We start from the raw sequence: 19,640 nt of genomic DNA, 5'->3' as shown, positions 1-19,640 counted from the left end.
TTGTGTGGGCCATTAGGGCAGCAAGCGCGGCCTATTCTGAATGCCCGACCAGAGTTGTTCGACCCCGCGAAGTCGGAACTGAGCGCGGCCCGACGCCCCTCTTGTTTCGCTTTGCGTGAAAGCACCGGCCGGCGGGGCCAAGCTTCCATGACCCAGCGCGGCGCAGGCGATCAGGCGATGTTTGAGACGTTTCGTCCCGTGCCTAGTTCCCCGCCCTCGTAGACCGCACTTCTCAGGAACGTGTAGGAACGCCCCTTCAACTTTGCCGTAAGCAATACCAAATTGTCGTAATCCATAACGATGCATCCGTCGCTGCCCAGATACCCTGCGATGTGGATGTAAAATGTATTGAGATCGCGCTCTGACCCCTTGTAGAAATCATTGAGGCGATGAGGGTAGAGCCACCACAGAATATCTCCGAGCCCTGTATTTGGCATACGATACTCAGGAGCGCTTTTTGCAACAGCAACCCATTCTCCTGGCGGGAGTACACCACCTCTGATCTTGGCAACTTCTTTGGATTTTCCTTTGTGGTCAACGACCGACACCTTGTTGCTGTCGGAGGAGCCCTGATAAGGATTGAGCGGAGATTCGTCGGTCGGCACCGCACTTTTGTGTTTCGCCTGCATGTCGGTCCGGCGGTCAAGGTTCAAACGGTTGGTCTGCCCGCCGCCAGACCAAGCCGTAATGGGAATGCTGGCGCGGGAAGAGCCGACCACGTATAGCCGCCGCTGATAGCCGTTGAAGTGGAGCCAAGTCGAGTAATCTTGGGCTCCGATGAATTTGGCCAATGTCATTGTTTCCTCCTCCTCTGGCGTACCTTGCGACAATAAGCGCGGAGGCGCACACTGCCCAATAGCCCGCCAGTGGTGGCCTGATTTGTCGAGCCTTTATGCTTTAGGCCCAATGAGGGCGACGCACCACCCGATTGGACATTCATCAATCGCATGATGAGATTCTGCGCGTGTGATGCCTGACGGGAGCCCAACCGCTTAATGCGAATGGTCGAAAAATTGACATGGCCAGCGCGGTCCGTTGGGGGCGGTCATGTTGTCTCGAACAGCTTCGCCTCCGCGGCCCTGCGCTTCACCAATCCCGGAAGCTGCACCTTCTCGCCGTTGACCGTGGCATAGACCCAGCGTCCGAACTGGCCGGCAGCGCCCTTGTAGTCGCCCTTGTTGAGCATGCTCCGCAGCGTGGAATCCCGCAGCGCGCCGGCCCCCAGGTTGAACACGAAGCTCGCCAGGGCGCCGCGTTGCCGATCGGTCAGCGGGACCGTCACCAGCTTGTCGACCTGCGCGGCGGCCTCGGCCATGTCGGCGCGCAGGAAGACCTCAGCCTGGAGGCCATCGATGGTCTGCCCCATCCGGACCCCGGCGGTGTGGCCGTAGCCGATAGTCGGCACGCCGGCCGGGCACAGGTAGGCATTGAGGTACAGGCCCTCGAAGTGGCGGACGAGGGCCAAGGCGTCGGGGTGAATCTCGCGCGGGATCGCCGCGCCGGAAGGCACGTTGGGCATGGTTTACATTTCCCGTTTCGATTTGTGGGAGGGTACGGGAGGTGCGGATTTATGCGTTACGGTAACGCGAAAATCAGGACCGCCCCGGCGGCCCGAGCCGCAGATAGCCGCTGCTGATTGACCGGGCAGCGGCGATGAGCTGGTGCGCCAGCAAGAGGCGGGCGGCGGCCTCGTTCCCGCCGCAATCGGCCAGGGCCTTGTCGGCGACCTGCTGGGCATCGGGCGGCGCGGGGTCAGGCCGGGACTGCATCGGGTTTGGCTCGGTAGATCGCGCGCACCGCGGCGACATCGATGTTGGCGGCTTCGAGACGGTCCAGCAGCACTCCGACGATGCGGCGGTGTTCCTCGTCGGCATGCTCCAGCACCGACACCTTGCCGGTCAGGGTCTCGACCTCGGCACGCAGGGCCGTGTTCTCCCGGCGCAGCGCCTCCTCCCTCTGGGTCGGTCCCCCCCGGATCGTCGCGAAGGCATCCGCCACCGGGCGGGCCACTCGCGGCAGGTTCTGAAACCCCGCCATGATGACGATGACGAAGGCGCCCAGCGTCGCCAGGAAGGCCAAGGCTAGGACGCCCAGCAGGGCATAGACGGCAGGCCCGCCCTGCTCCAGCAGGTCAGCCAGCCGGTCGAGCGATACGACGAGCTGGTCCGGGGCTGGTGGATCGGACGCAGCCAGGGCCGCCCCGGCGGTGAGCGCACCGGCCAGGACGTAAACGATCAAGCGAAGGGTGGGCATGCTGCCTCCGTTGTGCCCCGGCGCCGTGGCGCGGGCATGAAAAAGGCCGCTCGCGGCGGCCGGGATCGTGGACGGGTTGGGAGTCTTGTCGTGGGTGATCAGGCCCGAAGATGAGTGCAGGCCTGGAAGACCTGGACGTGCGTCTCGGCAGCTTTGACCGCCTCCACCGCGGCGCGGCGTTTGCCCTCCAGGTCGGCATTAACCGCGGTCCAGGCGGCTGCCGTGGCGCCGACCAGAGCGGCGATGTCGTCCAAGCTGGTGTCCGTGGCGGCGGCTTCTGCCGCCAAGTAGGGGAACGGGCCGCTGTCGCCGGCCGCGTGCTGCTCCGCCTCCTCCTGCTTTTCGAGGTACGTCGCGCTCTGCCCCACCGTCACGGTGATATGCTGCGCGCGCAGCTCGCCGACGCGGGCGTTGATGAGGTCCACCGCGGCGGCCTTCAACTCGCCCAGCGGCGCCGGCGGAGCGGAGGGCAGGCCCGGCGGCAGGGCCGCAGCCACCAGCGCCCGGACCTCGGCATTCGTCAGCAGCGTCGTCTCGATCTCCTCCGGCGCGGCGTCGAACACGTCCAGCGGCGGTTCCGGGCAGCGCGCGCCGAAGACAGCGGGCTCTAGCTCGCCGCCGGTCTCCGGGTCCAGCACCGCCGGATGAAGCTGCACCCACTGCCAGCGGTACAGCAGGCGCCCGCCCTTGTAGCTGTCGGGCATCTGGTCAGGCTGCATAGCTGGTCTCCTCGCTGATGCGGGTAACAGTGAAGGTGGAATCCCACCTGATGCGCTTGCCGGTCACACCGGTCACGCGGGCGGCCACCCAATCGCCGACAATCGCCAGGGTGGCGTCGGCGGTACCGGTGACCTCGGTGTCCGTGCCGCTGGCCTGAACGCTGCCCTGGAGCGTGATGGCGCCGCCGGCATCTCGGTAGTAGGTCGCGCGCCGGACGTAGCTGAGCCGTTCCGTGTCCGCGGCGCCGACGACGCGCCCGATGATCCGCGCCTCCACCAGCACCGTCTCCCGCTCGCCGACGAAGACGCGCGGCGCCAGATCAAGCGGGGTCGCATCGGTCGTGACGCCGCGGGCGACGAATCCGCCCCCGACCGGGCGCGGGCCGGCGGTAAGAATCGCCTCCTTGCCGGGCAACGCGTCAATCAGCGCCGCCGCCTGCGCCGCAGTCCCGATCAGCAGCGTGCCGCCGCAGAGCGAGCCCGCCTTGTGGTTGTTGCTGGTGGCTGACGCGATGGTGGTGCTGGTGTGGAAGGCAAAGCGCACCAGACCACGGATGAGGTTGCTCCCCGCCGCCGTGAAGGCCGCCACTCGGTCGGTGAGGGGGCAGCGAGAGAGCGCGGTGACGCCGGGGCCGCCGGCAAGGAAGATCGGTTGTCCGGCCAGGACGGGGCGCATGTCGGCGGCGGAACGCCGAATTTGCGCGGGGGACATCTCCGACGCCGTGATCCGCAGCATGGCGATGGCACAGGTTGTCGCCGGGTTGGCGCCCTGCTGATCCAAGCCGACACGAAGCGTCGCGGCGGCATTGTCCAGGGAGCCCAGCGACCCGAGCGCCGCTGTGGCGGCCAGCTCGCCGTCCACCCAGATTTCCAGGCGCGTCAGCGAGCGGTTGAGCACCGGCACCACCTCGCGGCGGGCGCCGTCACGATAGGTCGCCGCCGTCGTGGCCGAGACGGTGTTCGTCCCGTCCGCCGCCACCAGTTGGAGCGCGCCGCCGCCGGTCAGCAGCAGCCGCCAGCGGGCGCCCGTGGACGTGCTGTCGCGGGACACCAACGTTTCGGTCCCAGACCCTTCACCCGCCCGGAAGACGAGAGGCATGGACAGCGGCCCGGACCCAAATTGCAGGCGGGCGCTGAACGGCTGTTCCAGCCAAGCCGTCGTGGCAAAGCCCGACCACTCGACCATGCCACCCGTTGCTACGGCTGTGCGCTGAATCGGGGTCGTCCCCATGACCGCAAGCGGCACCCCGTTGTAGCTGCGGTCGGCAGAGCCTGGGCGCATCGAAATGTTGTCGAATTCCGCGTATTGCCCGGAACTGCCGGCAACCGGCCGGACCTGAAGCTGCACGGTGGCAGTAGCCAGGGCAGCCGTGACTTGCCATATCTGCGAGAAATCTATGCTGGACGTGGCCGTGCGATCGACGGGCGCCCCTTCGACGCCCCAGCACCGGATGACCCCGGACCCGGCCGTCCCTTTGTTGGCGTTGGCCGCCACCGCATAGGTCTGCCCGACCACGGCCGCGATGTTTTGCTCCGCGATCACCCAGGCGTCGGACGGAGATGCCACGCGCATTTTCCCGGCGACCACCGACAAGGACGCATTGGTCCCTGCCTGCCAGTTGGCGAAGCCGGTATCGAATCCGCCGTTAATGATCATCTCCGTGCCAGTCACCGCACCGGTCATGGCGTCGCACAGCGCGGCCAGCCGCACGTCGCCGACCATCCAGCCGGTTGCAAACCGCGGCGCGATGTAGGCCGCCATGCTCCCTGCCGTGGGGTTGGTGGCGTCGCGGGCCAGCAAGGTCAGGCGGTCACTGCGACCGATGCACAGCGTGTCGCCGGCAGATGCGAGGGAGGTGGACTCGCCGGAGCCGCCGATGTGGACAACGGTGGCCGCGCTATAGGTTTCGGTGCGCCATGCGCTCGCGGTCGCCGAAGCATAGGGGAGCGGCCCCACCCACAGCGAGGCGTCGCCGCCGCTCCTGGTGAGCGCCAGCCGCCCATCGGCAAGGAACCTGATGCGGCTGAAACCGGTGCCGTCAGAGAGGGACCTCCTCCGTCATGTCACGCAGCTTGTCCGTGCTGCCGTCCACCGCCGTGCCGAAATCGCGCATCGCGGTTTCGTGCAGCCGGGTCGCCTCCTCGGCTTGCGTGGACTGCATGGCGAAGTAGGCCACGGCCCCGGCGCCGGCCATCAGGGCGGCACTGGCAGGCCCGCCGACAAAAGCGGTCGCGGCGTTCAGACCGGCCATGGCACGGGATGCCAGGGTCGCGGCCACGCCCGTCCGCTGGAGCGCCGACGCCTGCGCGCCCTGCGCCATGGTGGACGGGAGGCCATGGCGCCCTCACTTCGTCAGCACGGCGGCGAGCGCCTTCTGCGCGCCGAACAGGACGCGATCCTCCAGGTACAGGTCCGGGGACGGCTCCGCGTCCGGGTCCCGCATCAGGGCGATTGCGTCCTTGATCGCGGCGTCCTTCTGCGGCTTGTCGAGTTCAGCCCAGGGCACGGGGACGGGCATGCCGAACGCCTCGCAGATTCCGCGGCTGACGGCGTGGTTCACCTCGGCCAGGGTCCCCCCAGCCTGGGCGATCAGCACCTCGGGCGGCAGCGGCGCGCCCATTCGCTTGTGCGTCATGAGGAAGCTCCAGAACGGCGAAAGCCCGCCGGGCGGGGGCCGGGCGGGCAATTGATGCAACGCAACATTCATGAAAAGGTGTTATGGTCGGTGCGGGCGCAACCGAATATCTCGGTGTAGAGCGCCCTTAGGAGGACCATGAACACCCAGAACAATCAACCGATTACAAGCGATACCATCGACGACATCGAACTCTTGAATGTGGTCGACAATCCCAGCGGCCACGAAGTCCAACAATCTCCAGATGACATCTACCATATCGCTGCAGGCCTTGCGCATCGCCCGTCGGCATAGCCCAAGCCGCTGCTGCACTGGCCGCCATCCACTGCGCGGTGTCGGCCATGGCGGGGTTCCCTCTCTTCGCCTACCTCGGGCTTCGGTAGGCTGTCAGCCCCCGCCGTCGGCGATCTGCTGCACCACAGCGGCGACTTGCGAGGCGGCTCCGAAGAGTGCTTCAGCGTGTTCCGGGTGAAGTTGCGCCATACGGCCGGCGGCACGGCAGATCGAGGCGGCCTCGCCGTCCATGGCTGCGATGACAGCAGCGTTGATGTCGGCTGGCGGCAGACTACCGATCCCGCTCCCGTTGGTGGCGGTCGATTGATCCTTCAGCATGTGCGATTCCTTGAAATGCAAAGCCCGCCGCGGCACTGCCGGGCGGGCTGTTGATCGAAGAAAACCCCCTCAAAACGAATACCGGTTCGCGGGGTAACTTCCTGTGCACGCGCTTCGCACAGCATGGAAATAGGGTCACGTTTCGTTCTTCATTCCAAGGGGGTTGTCGCCACCTTCCTTCGCAAAACTTTATTTTTCTCCTGTTCCATATTTTTCAGATCACTTTCGATTTTGTCCGCGGCGGCCTTCCTCTCAGCCTGAGCTTGGGCAATTCCGCGGAGACGGTCATCCCTCAAAGCCTTCTCCACCTGGACAAGAGATTTGCGGCCTGAAGTGAAGCCGGTTTCGCGCGCGACCACATCGAGGAGCTCGTCACGCGCTTTCGCGAACATGGCCTTACGATCCCGCGCCACCGCGACCCAGGGCCTCCAGTTCAACGCGCGGGCTCGCCACGTTTCATCCGGTTCCTGGATGATTTGAACCTCTGCGGTGGCGCCGCAGACGATTACAGATTCCACGATGAACTCGTGGCGAACCGGCAGACCGTAGCACGCACCGACCTCCTCCAGCCCGATCCGCAGCGCCGTGCGGTAACGGTTCAGAACGGACTTCGCCTTGCTTCCTGCTACGTCGGTCAGATACCGCCCCTGCACCACCACCGCATCGACAAGGGGCCACAGCTCGATCTCCTCGAAAGCCGGCAGCGCCGTGACGGCGGCACGGGCCTTGCGGAAGCGGGTTCCGGCCTCGATCAGGAAGTCCTCCCACGCTCTCCCGCCGCCAGTGCTGCAATCCACCGCGGGATCGGCGTAGCCAGGGGCCGGCTTGCCTCCCGACAATGCCTCGGCATCGGTCGCCAGCTTTTTGCCCGCGTCAAGGTGTAGCGGCGTGAGGTGGCGCCCCTCGAACAGGCTCACCAGTGCCGAGACGACACGGTGGCGTTTCTCGCCTGCACGGTCTGCATGCTCCTGCCGAAGTTCGCCGTGCTGGCCGCGGTGGTGCGTCGGGCCGGTGGCGCCGACACGGGCAACTTGCTGGACCTGGGCCGCCTGCTCCGCCTTCAGCTTCTCCGCTGCTGCGGCCTGGAGCTTGGCGGCGATTTCCTCTGACACGTCCACCAGACGCAATCCGCCGGGGACGGGTTCGGCGCGAAAATGAACGTTAAGCTCACTATCACCGCCGGCAGTCCTGCCGGACAAGATTTCCGGCATGTCCCGGCGGCGGGCCAGCCACCGCGGAATATCGGCCGGCGGCCGCTCGCTGATGGCGGTCTCGGGTGCGGCGGTAGGCTTGGGGGTGATCGCGGTCATGCGTCTTCCTTTTCAATCACGATTCCAAACTCGGCAGCACGCTCGGCACCCAGTTCCTCAACGATGATCCGATGCGGGATGCGGTTCATCTGGTGCCCCAATTTCGGCCCCCACTCGGGCTCCCACCGGCCATTTTTGACGAATCGCCGCAGCCAACCTCGCTCCTGTGCATGCGGATCAACGGAGCGCGGGCCGGAACTCGAGCTTCCGGACGACTTCGACGCGCCGCCACCCTCCTGGGCTCGTTTGTGCTGGGCAATCCGATTGCGAACTGACTGGCGCAGGGCTCCGACGCCTCCGGGGGGCTCCGGGCCGTTCCAGCCTGCTACGCCATGCCGGACAAGGTCGCAGACCAGATCGACCGTTGCCCCAGGCTCAGCCAGCAGCACCTTGGCGTGCTCGGCCTGCGTGGAGATGATCGTCGCCGGCATGGCTTCCGGCCATCGTTCGTTGCGAGCGGCCATGAAGGCCTTCACCACCACCATGGCCGGTTCGGCGGGCAGATTACCGCGGTCGGAGGGGGAAAGGGGTGGTGGTTTCCTTTCCTCTCCACTCCTCTCCACTCCTCTCCCTTCCGGGGGTGAGGATTCGGCGACCGTTCGGCGACCAGTCGCCGACTGATCCTGAACATTCGCCGAATGGTCAACTTCCTCTCGCGCACCAGAGGTCGAATTTGCGCTATTGCTGGTTGGCGGAGCCGGCCACTTGTAGTTCGGCTTATCAATCTTCTGGTGTTTTTCCCAGCCCGTGACGTGCAAGAACCGTTGCCCATCAACCTCAAATCGGCGCAGAAGGCCCTGCGCGACCAGTTCATTCAAAAGGCCTTCTATGGCCGCCGCGGTAAAGTCATCGGCCGGGAAGCACTGCATCTTTAGCCGTTTCGCCGAGTCCGGGTGGACCCCCCGGTCGTCGCAGAAGGGCCACATGAGGATGAACAGTAGGCGAGCGGTCGGCGAGCATTCGGCGACCTGTTCGGAGGTGCAGAACTCGGGCTTGATCGTGCGGATGCGGGCCATGATATCGGCGCCCTAGTTGCTGTGATCGAGGTCGGAAAAGGCGCTATAAGCACCGTCGTAGTGGAGGCTAACGGTGCCGATCGGTCCCATCCGCTGCTTAGCGACGATCACCTCGGCCACGTTGAGCGCAGCGTCGAGTTGTTGCTGCCATACTTCGCAGCGCGCGTTGAAGGTGTCGTCGGATTCGCCCTGCCGCCGCACCGGTTCGGCCCGGCGGAGGTAATATTCATCCCGGTAGAGGAACATGACCGTGTCGGCGTCCTGCTCGATGGAACCGGATTGCCGAAGGTCGGAGAGCGTCGGCCGCTTGTCCTCACGCATCTCCACCTGTCGGGAGAGCTGGGACAGCAGCAGCACCGGCACATCGAGAGAGGTCGCCACACCCTTCAGTTCGCGCGTGATCTCCGTCACCACCGCCGTGTCGCCCTGGTGCCGAAAGCCATCCGGAGCGCCCATGATCGCAAGGTGGTCGATCACGATCAGGTCGAGCCTGTGTCGGCGCTGAAGCCGACGGGCCCGGCGCATCACATAGGCCGGCGTGACGCGGGAGGTCCCATCAAGCCAAAGCGGTAGATCGGGGATGGCCTGGGCGAAGCGGACGAATTCGGCGTCGGTCACTTCGCCGCGTCGCTGACGATCGGTCGGCACACCAGCTTCCCGGGCAAGTAGGCGCGCGCCAAGCTGTCGGGGTGGCATCTCCTGGGAAAACACCAGCACCCTCGCCCCGCCATAGCCGCCGGCCGCAGCCACCCGCGCGGCGTTGACCGCGATGTTCCACGCCAAGTCGGATTTTCCCATCGAAGGACGGGCGCCGATGATGATCAGTTCGCCCCGCTGGAGGCCACCGGTACGCCAGTCGAGGTCCTTCAGGCCCGTGGTGATGCCGCTGATCGCTGTGCCAGCTCGGGCCGCGCCGTCCGCGGCGGCGATAGCCTCCTCCACCGCGGCGCGGACGGTCACCAGCGGCTTCACCTGCGGTGCGGAATCCTCCAGCGCCATCAGGTTCGCTTCCATGGTGCCGATGATGTCGGCGGCGGAGACATCCATTCGGAACCGGCGCGCCTCTTCCAGCGCGCGGCCAGCCACCTCGATCAACCGGGCGCGCTGGTAGTGGTCGAGGATCGTCCGGCCGTAGTATTCGACGTTCGCCACTATGGGCTCGCCGCCGACCAGCTGCGCCAGATAGCCGGCGCCGCCGTTGGCCTGCAGATCAGGATCGTCGGCGAAGAACGGGGCCAGCGTCGGCGGGGTCGCAGGGTCGCCACGCTCGATCAACGTGGCGATGGCCGCGTAAATGCACTGGTGCACCGGGTCGTAGAAGTGTTCTGGCCGCAGGAATCCGGCGACCTTTGGGAAAAGCCTGTTATTTATCAGCAGCGCGCCGAGCAACCCCTGCTCGGCTTCCTCATTGTGCGGAAGTTCACCAATAATCGACCATAATGTACTGCCATCAGGCATCCTGCACCTCACCATAGTCCGATTCTGCGGCAGAACCTTCTCGGTCATCACCTCGTGGCTGCTGATGGGGGCGTGACGTAGCTGGCTTCTGCACGAGATCTGCCGACATCAATCCGAGTTCGGTCGAAATCCAATTGGCATGGCGCACAGCGGGCAGCGCCTCCCCGTCGTGTACAGACTTGGTCAGCTCCAGGGACTTCACGAGCCGCTCGAACGGAATGCTCATGCGGCTCTCCTCGTCAGTTTTTGATCGGCCGGCGAGGGAGGTTCGCCACATACTTTTCCAATGAGTCAGTCAAAACCAGAGTTTTCCGCCCAACTTTCACAGCTTCAATCTTACCCTCGTTCAGAAGCTCATAGAACTTAGTCGTCCCTACGCCAATTTTTGCCTTGGCTTCAGCAACAGAAAGAGCGATCTGGTTCGTCTGCATAGCAAACTCCTTTTAAATTCCATACGCATGAGTGTTTCGTGGGGGATTGTGTGCTAGCGCGACAAAGCGCTGGCGTTCACACAGCTTCGACTATGCGATTCGAATTTTCTAGGTCAAGCCTCTAGCCGACTCAAATTCCATTTTGTTTGTCGAGAAATTTGAAAATATCAGAAAATCAAGGCATTGAGATTTTCCAATTGAGAAAACACTCACTTCAGCAACTTAATGATCAATCTGCTATTCTCATGTTTTGCGTATTTTTGCTCGTTCTCAACATAGTGCGCGAGCTGGAGAACGACTTGGAGATCAAGCCGGAGAAGGAGTTGGAGAAGGAGTTGGAGAAGGAGCCAAACATTTGCTGCAAAAGTGTCGCTGAGGTTCGCGGCACTTCGCTCTTCATCGGCGCCTGTTGATGGGTTTTTTGATGGGTAAAAGAGGCATCCCTATGTTAACTATTTGATTTTATTCAAGTGTAAGCGGACACCCCATCCGCCAATTTCTTCTTCGCCAAATTTCGTCGAACCCCGCCAAACCCGCAAGTTTTCTGGCTTTTAGCTCGATATGTCCTTCGCCAACCATCGCCTTGACCGCCGGAAGCCGGTCCCTGATCATGGGTAGGGAGGCGGGTAGCGCAGTCGCGGCGAGCGGCCGGCTGTAGTGGGTGTGACCGAGAGCGTGTCATCCTGCCGAAGAAGACGGCTCGTCACCGGCATCAAGATTTCTGGGGTGGGTGGGTGCGCACGTACTGCTCCAACGACTCGAGAAAATTCATCACTTGGTCGCGTGGAGAACTGGCTGAGAGGTCGCGCAGTTCGAGCTGGCTCGTCTTCGTTGCGCCGCGTTCAGCAACATGGAAGAAGAACTGGGCGCGCGTTGGCGCCTCAAGCCAGAGCAGGTAACCGCCCGGCTTAATGTCGGCAAGCGAAGGCGCCTCGGCTTGTTGGACGATTACGCGTTTGAAGGAGCCCCGACGCTCCACCTGTTGTGCAGGAAGCGACCAGTTGATAACGGCGGCATCGGAGAGATAATCGAGGTAGTCTGGGGGAGGGTTGGGGTTGCCTGCCTTCAAAATGGCCGCCGCATGCTCGCGCGTGGGCACCACAATCGTAAGAGTATCGGCGATCGGGCTTGGCAATGGTTGGATCTGCTGGACAGTGGCTGATGTGACGTTGCGCGTGAAGGTCAATGCCTCCTCCTTCGTATCGAAGGTGGCGCCGCCGGCATAGAACTTGGTCTGCTGGCACGCGGATACCGCCAGTACCAAGGCGGCGGTCAGGGCAAGGGGAACCAGCTTCACAGTGATTTCCTCCATAAATGATTACTGCAGTTGGCGTGGTTTGAATTCGAGGGCTTGAGGGTGGCTTGTGCGTGCGTTGGCAAACAGGGCAACCTTCTGCCAGTCATGGGCGAGCAGACACTTCTCCATCAGTGCGCGCATTCGGGACTCTGCGTCGGAGATATTGATCTGATCTTGGAGAAGCACCCATACGTTGGTCGCGAAGGGGTGATATTGGGCGGGCGGAACCACGGCACTGACTTCATAGTCACATCGCGCAACGTCGGCTTGGAAATCGGTCTGGCTGGAGTTCGGACGCTCCCAGCGCAGCGCCACCACAGTGTTTGGATCATTGGCTTGTGGCACGTTGCACCCCGCCAGCATGAGGAAGGCCACGGCGGTGGCCAGAGGGCGGTGGATGGGAAGCAGCGCGCGCATGTGCATACCAAGCTGCGACAGGACAATCTCCGGTAATGTCCGGAAGCATCGTCAAGGATGCAAGCGCGAAGTGTGCCGGGCCGCCCTGGCATGATCTCCATTCCGCGATCATCGCATGTAGTGTTCCGTGCGGGGCCAGGGCACTGTGCAGTCTTCTGGTGAGCCCCGCACCGCCGCGCTTTTATGGGCCGGCAGGTTGTCCATCATCACGACATCGCCCGCTTGCAGCGTCGGGCACAGGATCTGCTCGACATCGGCCAGGAACCACCGCCCGGTCATCGGCCCATCCAGCACCATCGGTGCCGTGAATCCCTCTCAGCGAGTCAGCGGTTCCGCTCGCTGGCATCATTCGAAAATCCATACGGTTGTAATGTTTCCTTCAGGGCTTTGTGCTTCTCTGAAGCAATGGTCGTGGAGGCCGCATGCGGATTTTGGTGGTGGACGATTCGCGCATGGCGCGCACGGTGCTGTGCCAGCAGCTTGAAGGCTTCGGCCATCAGGCGACTTTTGCCGAAAGCGGCCAGATGGCCTTGGCCCGCTGCCGCGACGAGCCCATCGACATCGCGCTCGTTGATTTCCGCGTCGGCGAGATGGAGGGCGTGGAGGTCTGCTGGCATCTGCGCGCGGCGCAGCGGGAACGGCACCTTTATCTCATGCTGATGATCCCCGGCAGCATCACCAACCAGTTCTTCGAGGTCGTGGAGAACGGCGCCGACGAGTTCCTCCGCAAGCCGCTGGACCTGACATGGCTGCGCGCCCGCCTGCTCGCCGCCTCCCGCGTGGTCGACATGCAGCGCCAGCTGGAACGGCTTGCCACCACCGATTCGCTGACCGGGGCGCTGAACCGCGGGCGATTCATGGCGCGGGCCGCCGACGAGGTGGCGCGGGCCCAACGCAACGGTCAGCCGCTGTCGGCGATCATGCTGGACATCGACCACTTCAAGAAGGTCAACGACACCTACGGTCACGCCACCGGGGACGAGGCCATCCGTACGGTGGTCCGGGTCTGCCGGTCCATGGTGCGCGGCGCGGACGTCCTGGGCCGGCTGGGCGGCGAGGAGTTCGCCATCCTGCTGCCCGAGACACCGCCGCAGGGAGCGGCGCTGCTGGCGGAGCGGCTGCGCCGGGCGCTGGCCGGAACCGATGTGCGCATCGCCAACGGCGCCGGGTCCGTCCTCACCTTCACCGTCAGCATCGGAGTCAGCGCGCTGCGGCCGGGCGAGACCAGCGTCGCCGCGGTGCTGGCGCGGGCGGACGAGGCGCTGTACCGCGCGAAGAATGGTGGCCGCAACCGGGTGGTGTGCGACGCGGCACCGTAATCCGGCATCAAGCCGTCAAGTTCCTGGCACCAGCCAGGGCCGGGCCTCGGCGTCGGCGCGGTCGAAGGCGTCGATGGCGTCCTGGTGACGCAGCGTCAGGGCCACGTCGTCGAGGCCTTCGATCAGACATTCCTTCTTGAACGGGTCGATGGCGAAGGGCAGTGGCTGGCCGTCCGGACCGGTCAGGGTCTGGGCCGGCAGGTCCACGGTGACGGCGGCGCCTGGCCTCTCCTGCAACTGGCGGCGCAGGTCCGCCACCGTCTCCTCCGGCAGGGTGATGGTCAGCAGGCCGTTCTTGGCGGCGTTGGCGGCGAAGATGTCGCCGAAGCTGGGGGCGACGACGCAGCGGAATCCGCCGTCCACCAGCGCGTAGACCGCCCCCTCCCGCGACGACCCGCAGCCGAAATTGCGGTCGGTCACCAGCACGCGGGCGCCCGCATAGGCCGGGTCGTCCAGCGGAAAGCCCGGCTTGCGTTCGTCATGGAGCAGGAAGTTGCCGTAACCGGCGCTGCGCGGCTTCTTCAGGAAGCGCGCCGGGAGCAGTTGGTCGGTGTCGATGTTGGCGATGTCGAGCGGCACCGCCGGTGCGGTCAGCGTGACGAAGGGGTCCATCCTTATGAAGCTCCCAGCTTGCGGACATCGAGCGTCCGTACATCGGTGAGTTTGCCGGTCACGGCGGCGGCGGCGGCCATCGCCGGGCTCATCAGATGCGTGCGCGCGTTCGGCCCCTGGCGGCCGGGGAAGTTGCGGTTGGTGGTCGAGGCGCAGCGCTCCCCCGCCGGGACGAGGTCGCCGTTGATGCCGACGCACATCGAACAGCCGGGCTCGCCCCACTCCAGGCCGGCGTCGGTGAAGACGCGGTCCAGCCCCTCCGCCTCCGCCTGACGGCGCACCGGAACCGATCCCGGAACCACCAGCCCCGGCACCGCGGCGCGGCGGCCCCGCAGAACAGCGGCGGCGGCGCGCAGATCCTCCAACCGGGCGTTGGTGCAGGAGCCGATGAAGACGCGGTCGATGCCGACCTCCTCCAGCCGCGTGCCGGGGGTCAGCCCCATGTAATCGAGCATCTTGCGCATCTGGCCGGCGCGCACCGGGTCGCTCTCGGCGCCGGGATCGGGAACCGTACCGGTGACCGGCACCGCGGTCTCGGGGCTGGTGCCCCAGGTGACCGACGGGGCGATGGCCGCGGCGTCGAGCGACACCTCGCGGTCAAAGGCGGCCTCCGGGTCGCTGGGCAGGGTCCGCCAATGCGCGACGGCGCGGTCGAACAGGTCACCCTTCGGAGCGTAATTCCGCCCCTCGATCCAGGAGAAGGTGGTGTCGTCGGGGGCGATCATGCCGGCCCGCGCCCCCGCCTCGATCGACATGTTGCAGACGGTCAGCCGGCCCTCCATCGACAGGGCGCGGATGGCGCTTCCTGCGTATTCGATGACGTGGCCGGCTGCCCCGTCGGCACCGATGAAGCCGATCACCGCCAGGATCAGGTCCTTTGCCGTCACATGCGCGCCCAACTCGCCGTCGACGGTGACGCGCATGGTCCTGGGCCGGCGCTGCCACAGCGTCTGGGTCGCCAGCACATGCGATACCTCGGTGGCGCCGATGCCGAAGGCGAGCGCGCCGAAGGCGCCGTGGGTGGAGGTGTGGCTGTCGCCGCAGACGATGGTCAGGCCCGGCAGGGTCAGCCCCTGCTCCGGCGCCAGCACATGGACGATGCCCTGCGCCGGGTCGTGCAGGCCGAAATGGCGCAGGCCGTGGCGCCCGGCGTTCGCCTCCAGCATCGTCACCATGTTGGCGATCTCCGGATCGGCGATCGGCTTGGCGCGGCTGTGCGAAGGCACGTAATGGTCGGCGACGGCGAAGGTCAGCTCCGGCCGCCGCACCGCGCGTTTGGCATGGTCGATCATGCCGAAGGCGTGGAACGACCCCTCGTGCAGGAAATGGCGGTCGATGGCGAGCAGCGCCTGCCCGTCCGGCCGGGTCGCCACCAGATGGGCGTCCCAAACCTTGTCGAACAGGCTGCGGGGGGACTGCGTCATTGGTTGCTTTCCTCCTTAACGGCGTCCGCGGCCACGGCGTCTGCTGCCGCCGCCCCGGCGATGCGCCCCAGCGCCACCGCGGTCAGCAGCCCGTTGCCGGACAGGTAGCCGGACGCCTTCGATCCCGACACGCCGCAGGCGGCCCCGCCGGCGGCGTAGAGGTTGGGCAGCGCCCCGCCCTCCCCGCTCACGACGCGGGCACCGTCATCGACCACCAGCCCACCCTGGGTGTGGAACAGGGCGCCGGTGACGCGGACGGCGCGATAAGGTGCCACCAGCGGCGCCGAGCCGGCGAAGCTCCGGCCGAAGCCGTCGCTTCCCCCCGCTGCCTTCAACCGGCCGACCTCGGCCAAGGTGGCAGCCAGGGCGTCCGCGTCGACCTTCATCAGACGGGCGAGGTCCGCCGGGCTGTCAGCGCTGAGCACCGCGCCCATCGCCTCGGCCTGCCGGAAATCCTCGAACTGGCGGGCGACGGCGGCGATGCGCTCGTCGAAGACGGTCCAGGCGATGCCGTCGGGCTGGCGCAGCACGACGGCGGCCTGCTCCGAGTAGCCCTGCGCCTCGTTGGAAAAGCGCTTGCCCTCGGTGTTCACCTGCACGCCGCCCTCGGTGACCGTCGCCCAGGTGACCAGGATACCGGCGGGATGGGCGACCGAGCCGTGGCCCTGGTGCCCCGACAGGTGCCGCGTCGCCGCCCCCAGCGCCTCGCCCCAGAGCAGAGCGTCGCCCTGGTTGCCGGGATGGCCGAAATAGAGCGCGTCGGCCAGTTCCGGGACATGGCGCTCGACCAGCGCCCGGTTGCTGCCATAGCCGTTGCAGGCGAGGATCAGCGCCGCGCAGCCGACCCGCTCGACGCTGCCGTCGGGCCGGGTGACCTCGACGCCGCGGACGCGCGGGCCGTCGTCGGCGTAGAGCGCGGTCACATGCGCCTCGCACAGCACATCAATGCCGGCGGCTTCTACGGCGCCACGCAGCCGGTCGATCAGTTCCGCCCCCGACCGGCTGGGCAGCCCGTGCATGCGCCGGGCGCTGTGGCCGGGATAGGTGAAGTTGTCGACCACCGAGAACGGCAGGCCGTAGCGGTCGGCCAGCCATTCCAGCGCCGGGCCGACGGCGCGGGCGACGCGGGACACGTCTGCCGGGTCGGGCTCCCCCTTCGCCTTGGCGATGATGTCGGCAGCGAAGCGCTCCGGGCTGTCCTCGATCCCGGCGGCGCGCTGCCAGCGCGTGCCCGGCGCCGGGATCAGGCCGGCCGACAGGGCGGTGGAGCCCTGGGGCAGCGCGTCGCGCTCCAGCACCAGCACCTCCGCCCCGCGTTCATGGGCGGCGAGCGCGGCGATCATCCCAGCCGCTCCGCCGCCGATCACGACGACGGGCACCGTGAATTCAAACGTCACGCCCTCGGCGGACAGAATGCGGCTCATGGCGCGGACAGCTCCTCCAGCATCGCCGCGACCGTCGCCACGCGGCAGACCGGGCGCAGTGCAGCGACCGAGACGTCGTGGACCTGGGGCGTGAAGGCGGCGCAGCCGTCCTCCAGCAAGATGGTGTCGAAATCGCGGACATGGGCGTCGCGCACGGTCGAAGCGACGCCGCCGTTGGTGACGATGCCGCACACCAGCAGCCGCTCCACCCCGCATTTGCGCAGCACCCACTCCAGCCGCGACATGTAGAAGGCGGAATAGGCGATCTTCTCCACCTCGACATCGACGGGCTGGAGCGTGTCCACCGTGCGGTGCCCCCAGCCGCCCGGTTGGAAGTCGCCCTTCGCCAGGAAGGGGCGCAACGCCTTCAGATGGGGGGAGATCATCGGCTCGCCACCGCGGCCCGGCACCAGGGTGAAGTTGGTCGAGATCACCCAGCCGCCGCGCGACCGCAGCAGGTCGGCCAACGGCTTCACCCGCTCCGGCAGGGCCAGGATTTCCGGCGCCGTCTGGCCGGCGCGGCCATACGCTCCCTCCGGGTGGAGGAAATCGTTCTGCAGGTCGCAGACCAGCAGAGCGGTGCGCCCAATGAGATTTGGGGCCGGAATGGCGGTGGCGCTCATCGGGCGCTCCTTTCCACGATGACGTTGCCGTAGCCATCGACGCGGGCGCTCAGGTCGGGGTCGATGACGGTGGTGGCGTCGGGCTGCTCCAGGATGGCCGGCCCCTGGATGTGGGCGCCGACCGGCAGGTCCAAGCGGTTGTAGACCGCCGTCTCGTGCCACGCCCCGTCGAACCAGACGGGCCGCGAACCGGCGTAGGCGCTCTCCACCGTCGTTCCGGCGGCCGGGGCCAGGGCGGCGAGGTCGAAATGCGGACGGCGGCCGATGGCGGCGGTGCGCAGGTTGACGATCTTGGCGCCCACCCCCGGCAGCAGCCGGCTGAAGGACGCCTGATAGGCCCGCTCGAAGGCGGCGCGGATGGTCGCCTCGTCGACACCCGTGGTCCCGTTCGCCACCGACACCGGCAGCGGCACGGCGACCGTGTGGGTCTGGCCGATGTAGTGCATGTCGAGTTCGAAGACGAGGTCGATGCGCTCGACGCTGAGACCGGCGGACTCCACCATAGCGCGGGCGGCGGTCGCCTCCTCGACCATGCGGCGGTCGAGCGACGCGGCGTCGATGCCGGCCAGCGGCAGGTTCACCGTCTGCACCTGATCGTGGCGGATGTCGGCGATGACGCAGCCGAGCGCTGAGGTCACGCCGGGGAAGCGCGGCACCAGCGCCGCCTTCAGCCCGACCTCCTTGATCAGCGCGCCGACATGCAGCGCGCCGCCGCCGCCGAAGGGCACGGCGGCGAACTTGGCCGGATCGTGCCCACGCTCGATGGAGACGAGGCGGATAGCGCCGGCCATCTTGCTGTTGGCGATGCGCACCACCGCCTCCGCCGCCGCCATGACGTCGAGCCCCAGCGGCTCGGCGACGTGGGTGGCGATGGCGGTGCGGGCGGCGTCCACGTCCAGCCGGACGAGCTTGCCGCCGATCGGCCGCTCCGCGTTGATGCGGCCGAGCAGCACGTTGGCGTCGGTCAGCGTCGGGCGGGTGTTGCCCTGGCCGTAGCAGACCGGCCCCGGCCGCGAACCGGCGCTCTCCGGCCCGACCTGGAGCATGCCGCCGGGATCGACCCCGGCGATGGAGCCGCCGCCGGCGCCGATGGTGGTGATCTCGATCATCGGCGTGCGAACGACCAGACCGAAGTCGATGGTGGTCTGGGCGGCCAGCATGGTCTGCCCCTCCACCACCAGCGACACGTCGAAGCTGGTGCCGCCGAGGTCGCCGGTGATGACGTTGGGGAAGCCCGCCGCCTTGGAAATCGCCGCGGCGGCGATGACGCCGGCCGCCGGCCCGGACAGGGCGGTGCGCACCGGCAGGCGCCGCGCGGTGTCGGTGGACATGACGCCGCCGTTCGACTGCACGATGTGGAAGCGGCCGCCGAACCCCTCCCCCGCCAGTGCGTTGTCGAGCTTGGCGAGGTAGCTGCCGACCACCGGCTGGAGATAGGCATTCAGCGCGGTGGTCGAGGTGCGCTCGAACTCGCGGATCTCCGGCAGGATGCGCGACGAGCATTCGAGGTTGGCGTTGGGCCAGACCTCGCGCGCCGCCTCCAGCGCCGCCAGCTCGTTGGCCGGGTTGGCGTAGGCGTTGATGAAGACGATGGCCAGCGCCTCCGCCCCCATTTCGGCCAGCCGGCGGGCACAGGCGCGCACCTCCTCCGGATCGACGGCGGCGCGGACGGTGCCGTCGGACAGCGTGCGCTCCGCGACCTCCAGCCGCAGATCGCGGTCGACCACGGGGACGAAGTCGCCCCACAGGCCCCAGGTCTGGCGGCGGTCGCGGCGACGCATCTCCAGCACGTCGCGGAAGCCGGCGGTGGTGATCAGCCCGACCTTGGCGCCCTTGCGCTCCAAAAGCGCGTTGGTGCCGACCGTGGTGCCGTGGACGATGGAGCCCAGCTCGGCGACCGCGCCGAAGCTCTGCAGGCCGGCGAGGAAGCCGACCGCCTCGTCGCCGCGGTTGGAGGGGACCTTGGCGGTGCGGAAGCTGCCGCGCGCCTCGTCGTAATGGAACAGATCGGTGAAGGTGCCGCCGACATCGACGCCGACGATGGCACCACCGGGGATGGAATTGCTCGCGCTCATGGTCTTGCTTCCGG

The 19,640-nt window shown here is 66.6% G+C and carries 23 protein-coding genes and 1 pseudogene; 2 read left to right on the top strand and 22 right to left on the bottom strand.

Going from position 1 to position 19,640, the window contains the following annotated elements; all coding sequences use genetic code 11:
* Positions 1-170: 170 nt before the first annotated feature.
* The 8 genes from ABAZ39_RS35665 to ABAZ39_RS16225 form a co-directional block, all read right to left on the bottom strand.
* Entirely contained in the window at positions 171-797 is a 627-nt protein-coding gene (locus tag ABAZ39_RS35665) for a hypothetical protein (protein ID WP_144243578.1), read from the bottom strand.
* A 248-nt stretch (positions 798-1,045) separates the two neighbouring features.
* Complete coding sequence (locus ABAZ39_RS16250) at positions 1,046-1,519, bottom strand: lysozyme (RefSeq protein ID WP_051658181.1); 474 nt, start codon at positions 1,517-1,519, stop codon at positions 1,046-1,048.
* 73 nt (positions 1,520-1,592) lie between these two features.
* Positions 1,593-1,769: a hypothetical protein gene (locus ABAZ39_RS36180; RefSeq protein ID WP_160174835.1), complete on the bottom strand. Its 177-nt coding sequence runs from the start codon at positions 1,767-1,769 to the stop codon at positions 1,593-1,595.
* Entirely contained in the window at positions 1,753-2,253 is a 501-nt protein-coding gene (locus tag ABAZ39_RS16245; RefSeq protein WP_040134003.1) for a hypothetical protein, read from the bottom strand. Before ABAZ39_RS16245 ends, ABAZ39_RS36180 begins: the two co-directional genes overlap by 17 nt.
* Positions 2,254-2,351: 98 nt before the next feature.
* Positions 2,352-2,972: a hypothetical protein gene (locus tag ABAZ39_RS16240; protein WP_040134002.1), complete on the bottom strand. Its 621-nt coding sequence runs from the start codon at positions 2,970-2,972 to the stop codon at positions 2,352-2,354.
* Positions 2,962-4,929 (bottom strand): hypothetical protein, encoded by a 1,968-nt coding sequence (locus ABAZ39_RS16235; RefSeq protein ID WP_040134001.1) that lies wholly within the window; start codon positions 4,927-4,929, stop codon positions 2,962-2,964. The genes ABAZ39_RS16240 and ABAZ39_RS16235 overlap by 11 nt, the downstream gene beginning before the upstream one ends.
* Before the next feature lie 82 nt (positions 4,930-5,011).
* On the bottom strand, positions 5,012-5,293 hold the full coding sequence (locus ABAZ39_RS16230; protein WP_040134000.1) for a hypothetical protein: 282 nt from the start codon (positions 5,291-5,293) through the stop codon (positions 5,012-5,014).
* A gap of 24 nt (positions 5,294-5,317) precedes the next feature.
* Positions 5,318-5,608 (bottom strand): hypothetical protein, encoded by a 291-nt coding sequence (locus tag ABAZ39_RS16225; RefSeq protein WP_144243577.1) that lies wholly within the window; start codon positions 5,606-5,608, stop codon positions 5,318-5,320.
* A gap of 138 nt (positions 5,609-5,746) precedes the next feature.
* Between ABAZ39_RS16225 and ABAZ39_RS36175 the strand changes: the two genes are divergently transcribed.
* The gene (locus ABAZ39_RS36175) at positions 5,747-5,902 is read left to right on the top strand and encodes a hypothetical protein (RefSeq protein ID WP_160174834.1); all 156 of its coding nucleotides are present in this window, start codon (positions 5,747-5,749) and stop codon (positions 5,900-5,902) included.
* Between the two features lie 93 nt (positions 5,903-5,995).
* On the opposite strand, the gene ABAZ39_RS16220 is transcribed toward ABAZ39_RS36175, so the two are convergent.
* The 9 genes and pseudogenes from ABAZ39_RS16220 to ABAZ39_RS16190 all read right to left on the bottom strand — a co-directional run.
* Positions 5,996-6,220: a hypothetical protein gene (locus tag ABAZ39_RS16220; RefSeq protein ID WP_040133998.1), complete on the bottom strand. Its 225-nt coding sequence runs from the start codon at positions 6,218-6,220 to the stop codon at positions 5,996-5,998.
* 149 nt (positions 6,221-6,369) lie between these two features.
* Complete coding sequence (locus tag ABAZ39_RS16215; RefSeq protein WP_040133997.1) at positions 6,370-7,530, bottom strand: hypothetical protein; 1,161 nt, start codon at positions 7,528-7,530, stop codon at positions 6,370-6,372.
* Positions 7,527-8,546, bottom strand: coding sequence for a hypothetical protein (locus ABAZ39_RS35660; RefSeq protein ID WP_144243576.1), 1,020 nt, complete (start codon positions 8,544-8,546; stop codon positions 7,527-7,529). The genes ABAZ39_RS16215 and ABAZ39_RS35660 overlap by 4 nt, the downstream gene beginning before the upstream one ends.
* Positions 8,547-8,558: 12 nt before the next feature.
* Positions 8,559-10,004: a DnaB-like helicase C-terminal domain-containing protein gene (locus ABAZ39_RS16205; protein WP_063922691.1), complete on the bottom strand. Its 1,446-nt coding sequence runs from the start codon at positions 10,002-10,004 to the stop codon at positions 8,559-8,561.
* On the bottom strand, positions 9,997-10,230 hold the full coding sequence (locus ABAZ39_RS35655; RefSeq protein WP_144243575.1) for a hypothetical protein: 234 nt from the start codon (positions 10,228-10,230) through the stop codon (positions 9,997-9,999). Before ABAZ39_RS35655 ends, ABAZ39_RS16205 begins: the two co-directional genes overlap by 8 nt.
* A gap of 13 nt (positions 10,231-10,243) precedes the next feature.
* Positions 10,244-10,435: a helix-turn-helix domain-containing protein gene (locus tag ABAZ39_RS34300; protein ID WP_081863098.1), complete on the bottom strand. Its 192-nt coding sequence runs from the start codon at positions 10,433-10,435 to the stop codon at positions 10,244-10,246.
* Positions 10,436-11,147: 712 nt separating this feature from the next.
* Positions 11,148-11,732: a hypothetical protein gene (locus ABAZ39_RS16200; protein WP_144243574.1), complete on the bottom strand. Its 585-nt coding sequence runs from the start codon at positions 11,730-11,732 to the stop codon at positions 11,148-11,150.
* 21 nt (positions 11,733-11,753) lie between these two features.
* On the bottom strand, positions 11,754-12,149 hold the full coding sequence (locus ABAZ39_RS16195; protein WP_144243573.1) for a hypothetical protein: 396 nt from the start codon (positions 12,147-12,149) through the stop codon (positions 11,754-11,756).
* Between the two features lie 153 nt (positions 12,150-12,302).
* Positions 12,303-12,461, bottom strand: a pseudogene (locus ABAZ39_RS16190) (IS630 family transposase); the annotation flags it as partial.
* Positions 12,462-12,571: 110 nt separating this feature from the next.
* On the opposite strand from ABAZ39_RS16190, the gene ABAZ39_RS16185 reads away from it, so the two are divergent.
* Positions 12,572-13,468: a diguanylate cyclase gene (locus ABAZ39_RS16185; protein WP_040133993.1), complete on the top strand. Its 897-nt coding sequence runs from the start codon at positions 12,572-12,574 to the stop codon at positions 13,466-13,468.
* A 15-nt stretch (positions 13,469-13,483) separates the two neighbouring features.
* Here ABAZ39_RS16185 and leuD read toward each other — a convergent pair whose 3' ends face one another.
* From leuD to ABAZ39_RS16160, 5 genes are read right to left on the bottom strand one after another with little or no spacing between them, the layout of a single operon-like run.
* On the bottom strand, positions 13,484-14,080 hold the full coding sequence (gene leuD, locus ABAZ39_RS16180; RefSeq protein ID WP_040133992.1) for a 3-isopropylmalate dehydratase small subunit: 597 nt from the start codon (positions 14,078-14,080) through the stop codon (positions 13,484-13,486).
* Positions 14,081-14,082: 2 nt separating this feature from the next.
* Positions 14,083-15,504, bottom strand: a complete 1,422-nt coding sequence (gene leuC, locus ABAZ39_RS16175) for a 3-isopropylmalate dehydratase large subunit (RefSeq protein WP_040133991.1) — start codon at positions 15,502-15,504, stop codon at positions 14,083-14,085.
* Positions 15,501-16,928 (bottom strand): FAD-dependent oxidoreductase, encoded by a 1,428-nt coding sequence (locus ABAZ39_RS16170; RefSeq protein WP_040133990.1) that lies wholly within the window; start codon positions 16,926-16,928, stop codon positions 15,501-15,503. The genes leuC and ABAZ39_RS16170 overlap by 4 nt, the downstream gene beginning before the upstream one ends.
* A complete protein-coding gene (locus ABAZ39_RS16165) occupies positions 16,925-17,551 on the bottom strand; it encodes a cysteine hydrolase family protein (RefSeq protein ID WP_040133989.1) in 627 nt (208 codons plus the stop codon). Before ABAZ39_RS16165 ends, ABAZ39_RS16170 begins: the two co-directional genes overlap by 4 nt.
* The gene (locus tag ABAZ39_RS16160; protein ID WP_040133988.1) at positions 17,548-19,626 is read right to left on the bottom strand and encodes a hydantoinase/oxoprolinase family protein; all 2,079 of its coding nucleotides are present in this window, start codon (positions 19,624-19,626) and stop codon (positions 17,548-17,550) included. The genes ABAZ39_RS16165 and ABAZ39_RS16160 overlap by 4 nt, the downstream gene beginning before the upstream one ends.
* Between the last annotated feature and the right edge of the window lie 14 nt (positions 19,627-19,640).

Source organism: Azospirillum argentinense, assembly GCF_000632475.1.
Lineage (GTDB): Bacteria > Pseudomonadota > Alphaproteobacteria > Azospirillales > Azospirillaceae > Azospirillum > Azospirillum baldaniorum.
The sequence above is the reverse complement of the archived record's forward strand: the minus strand, read 5'-3'. Positions and strand labels throughout refer to the sequence as shown.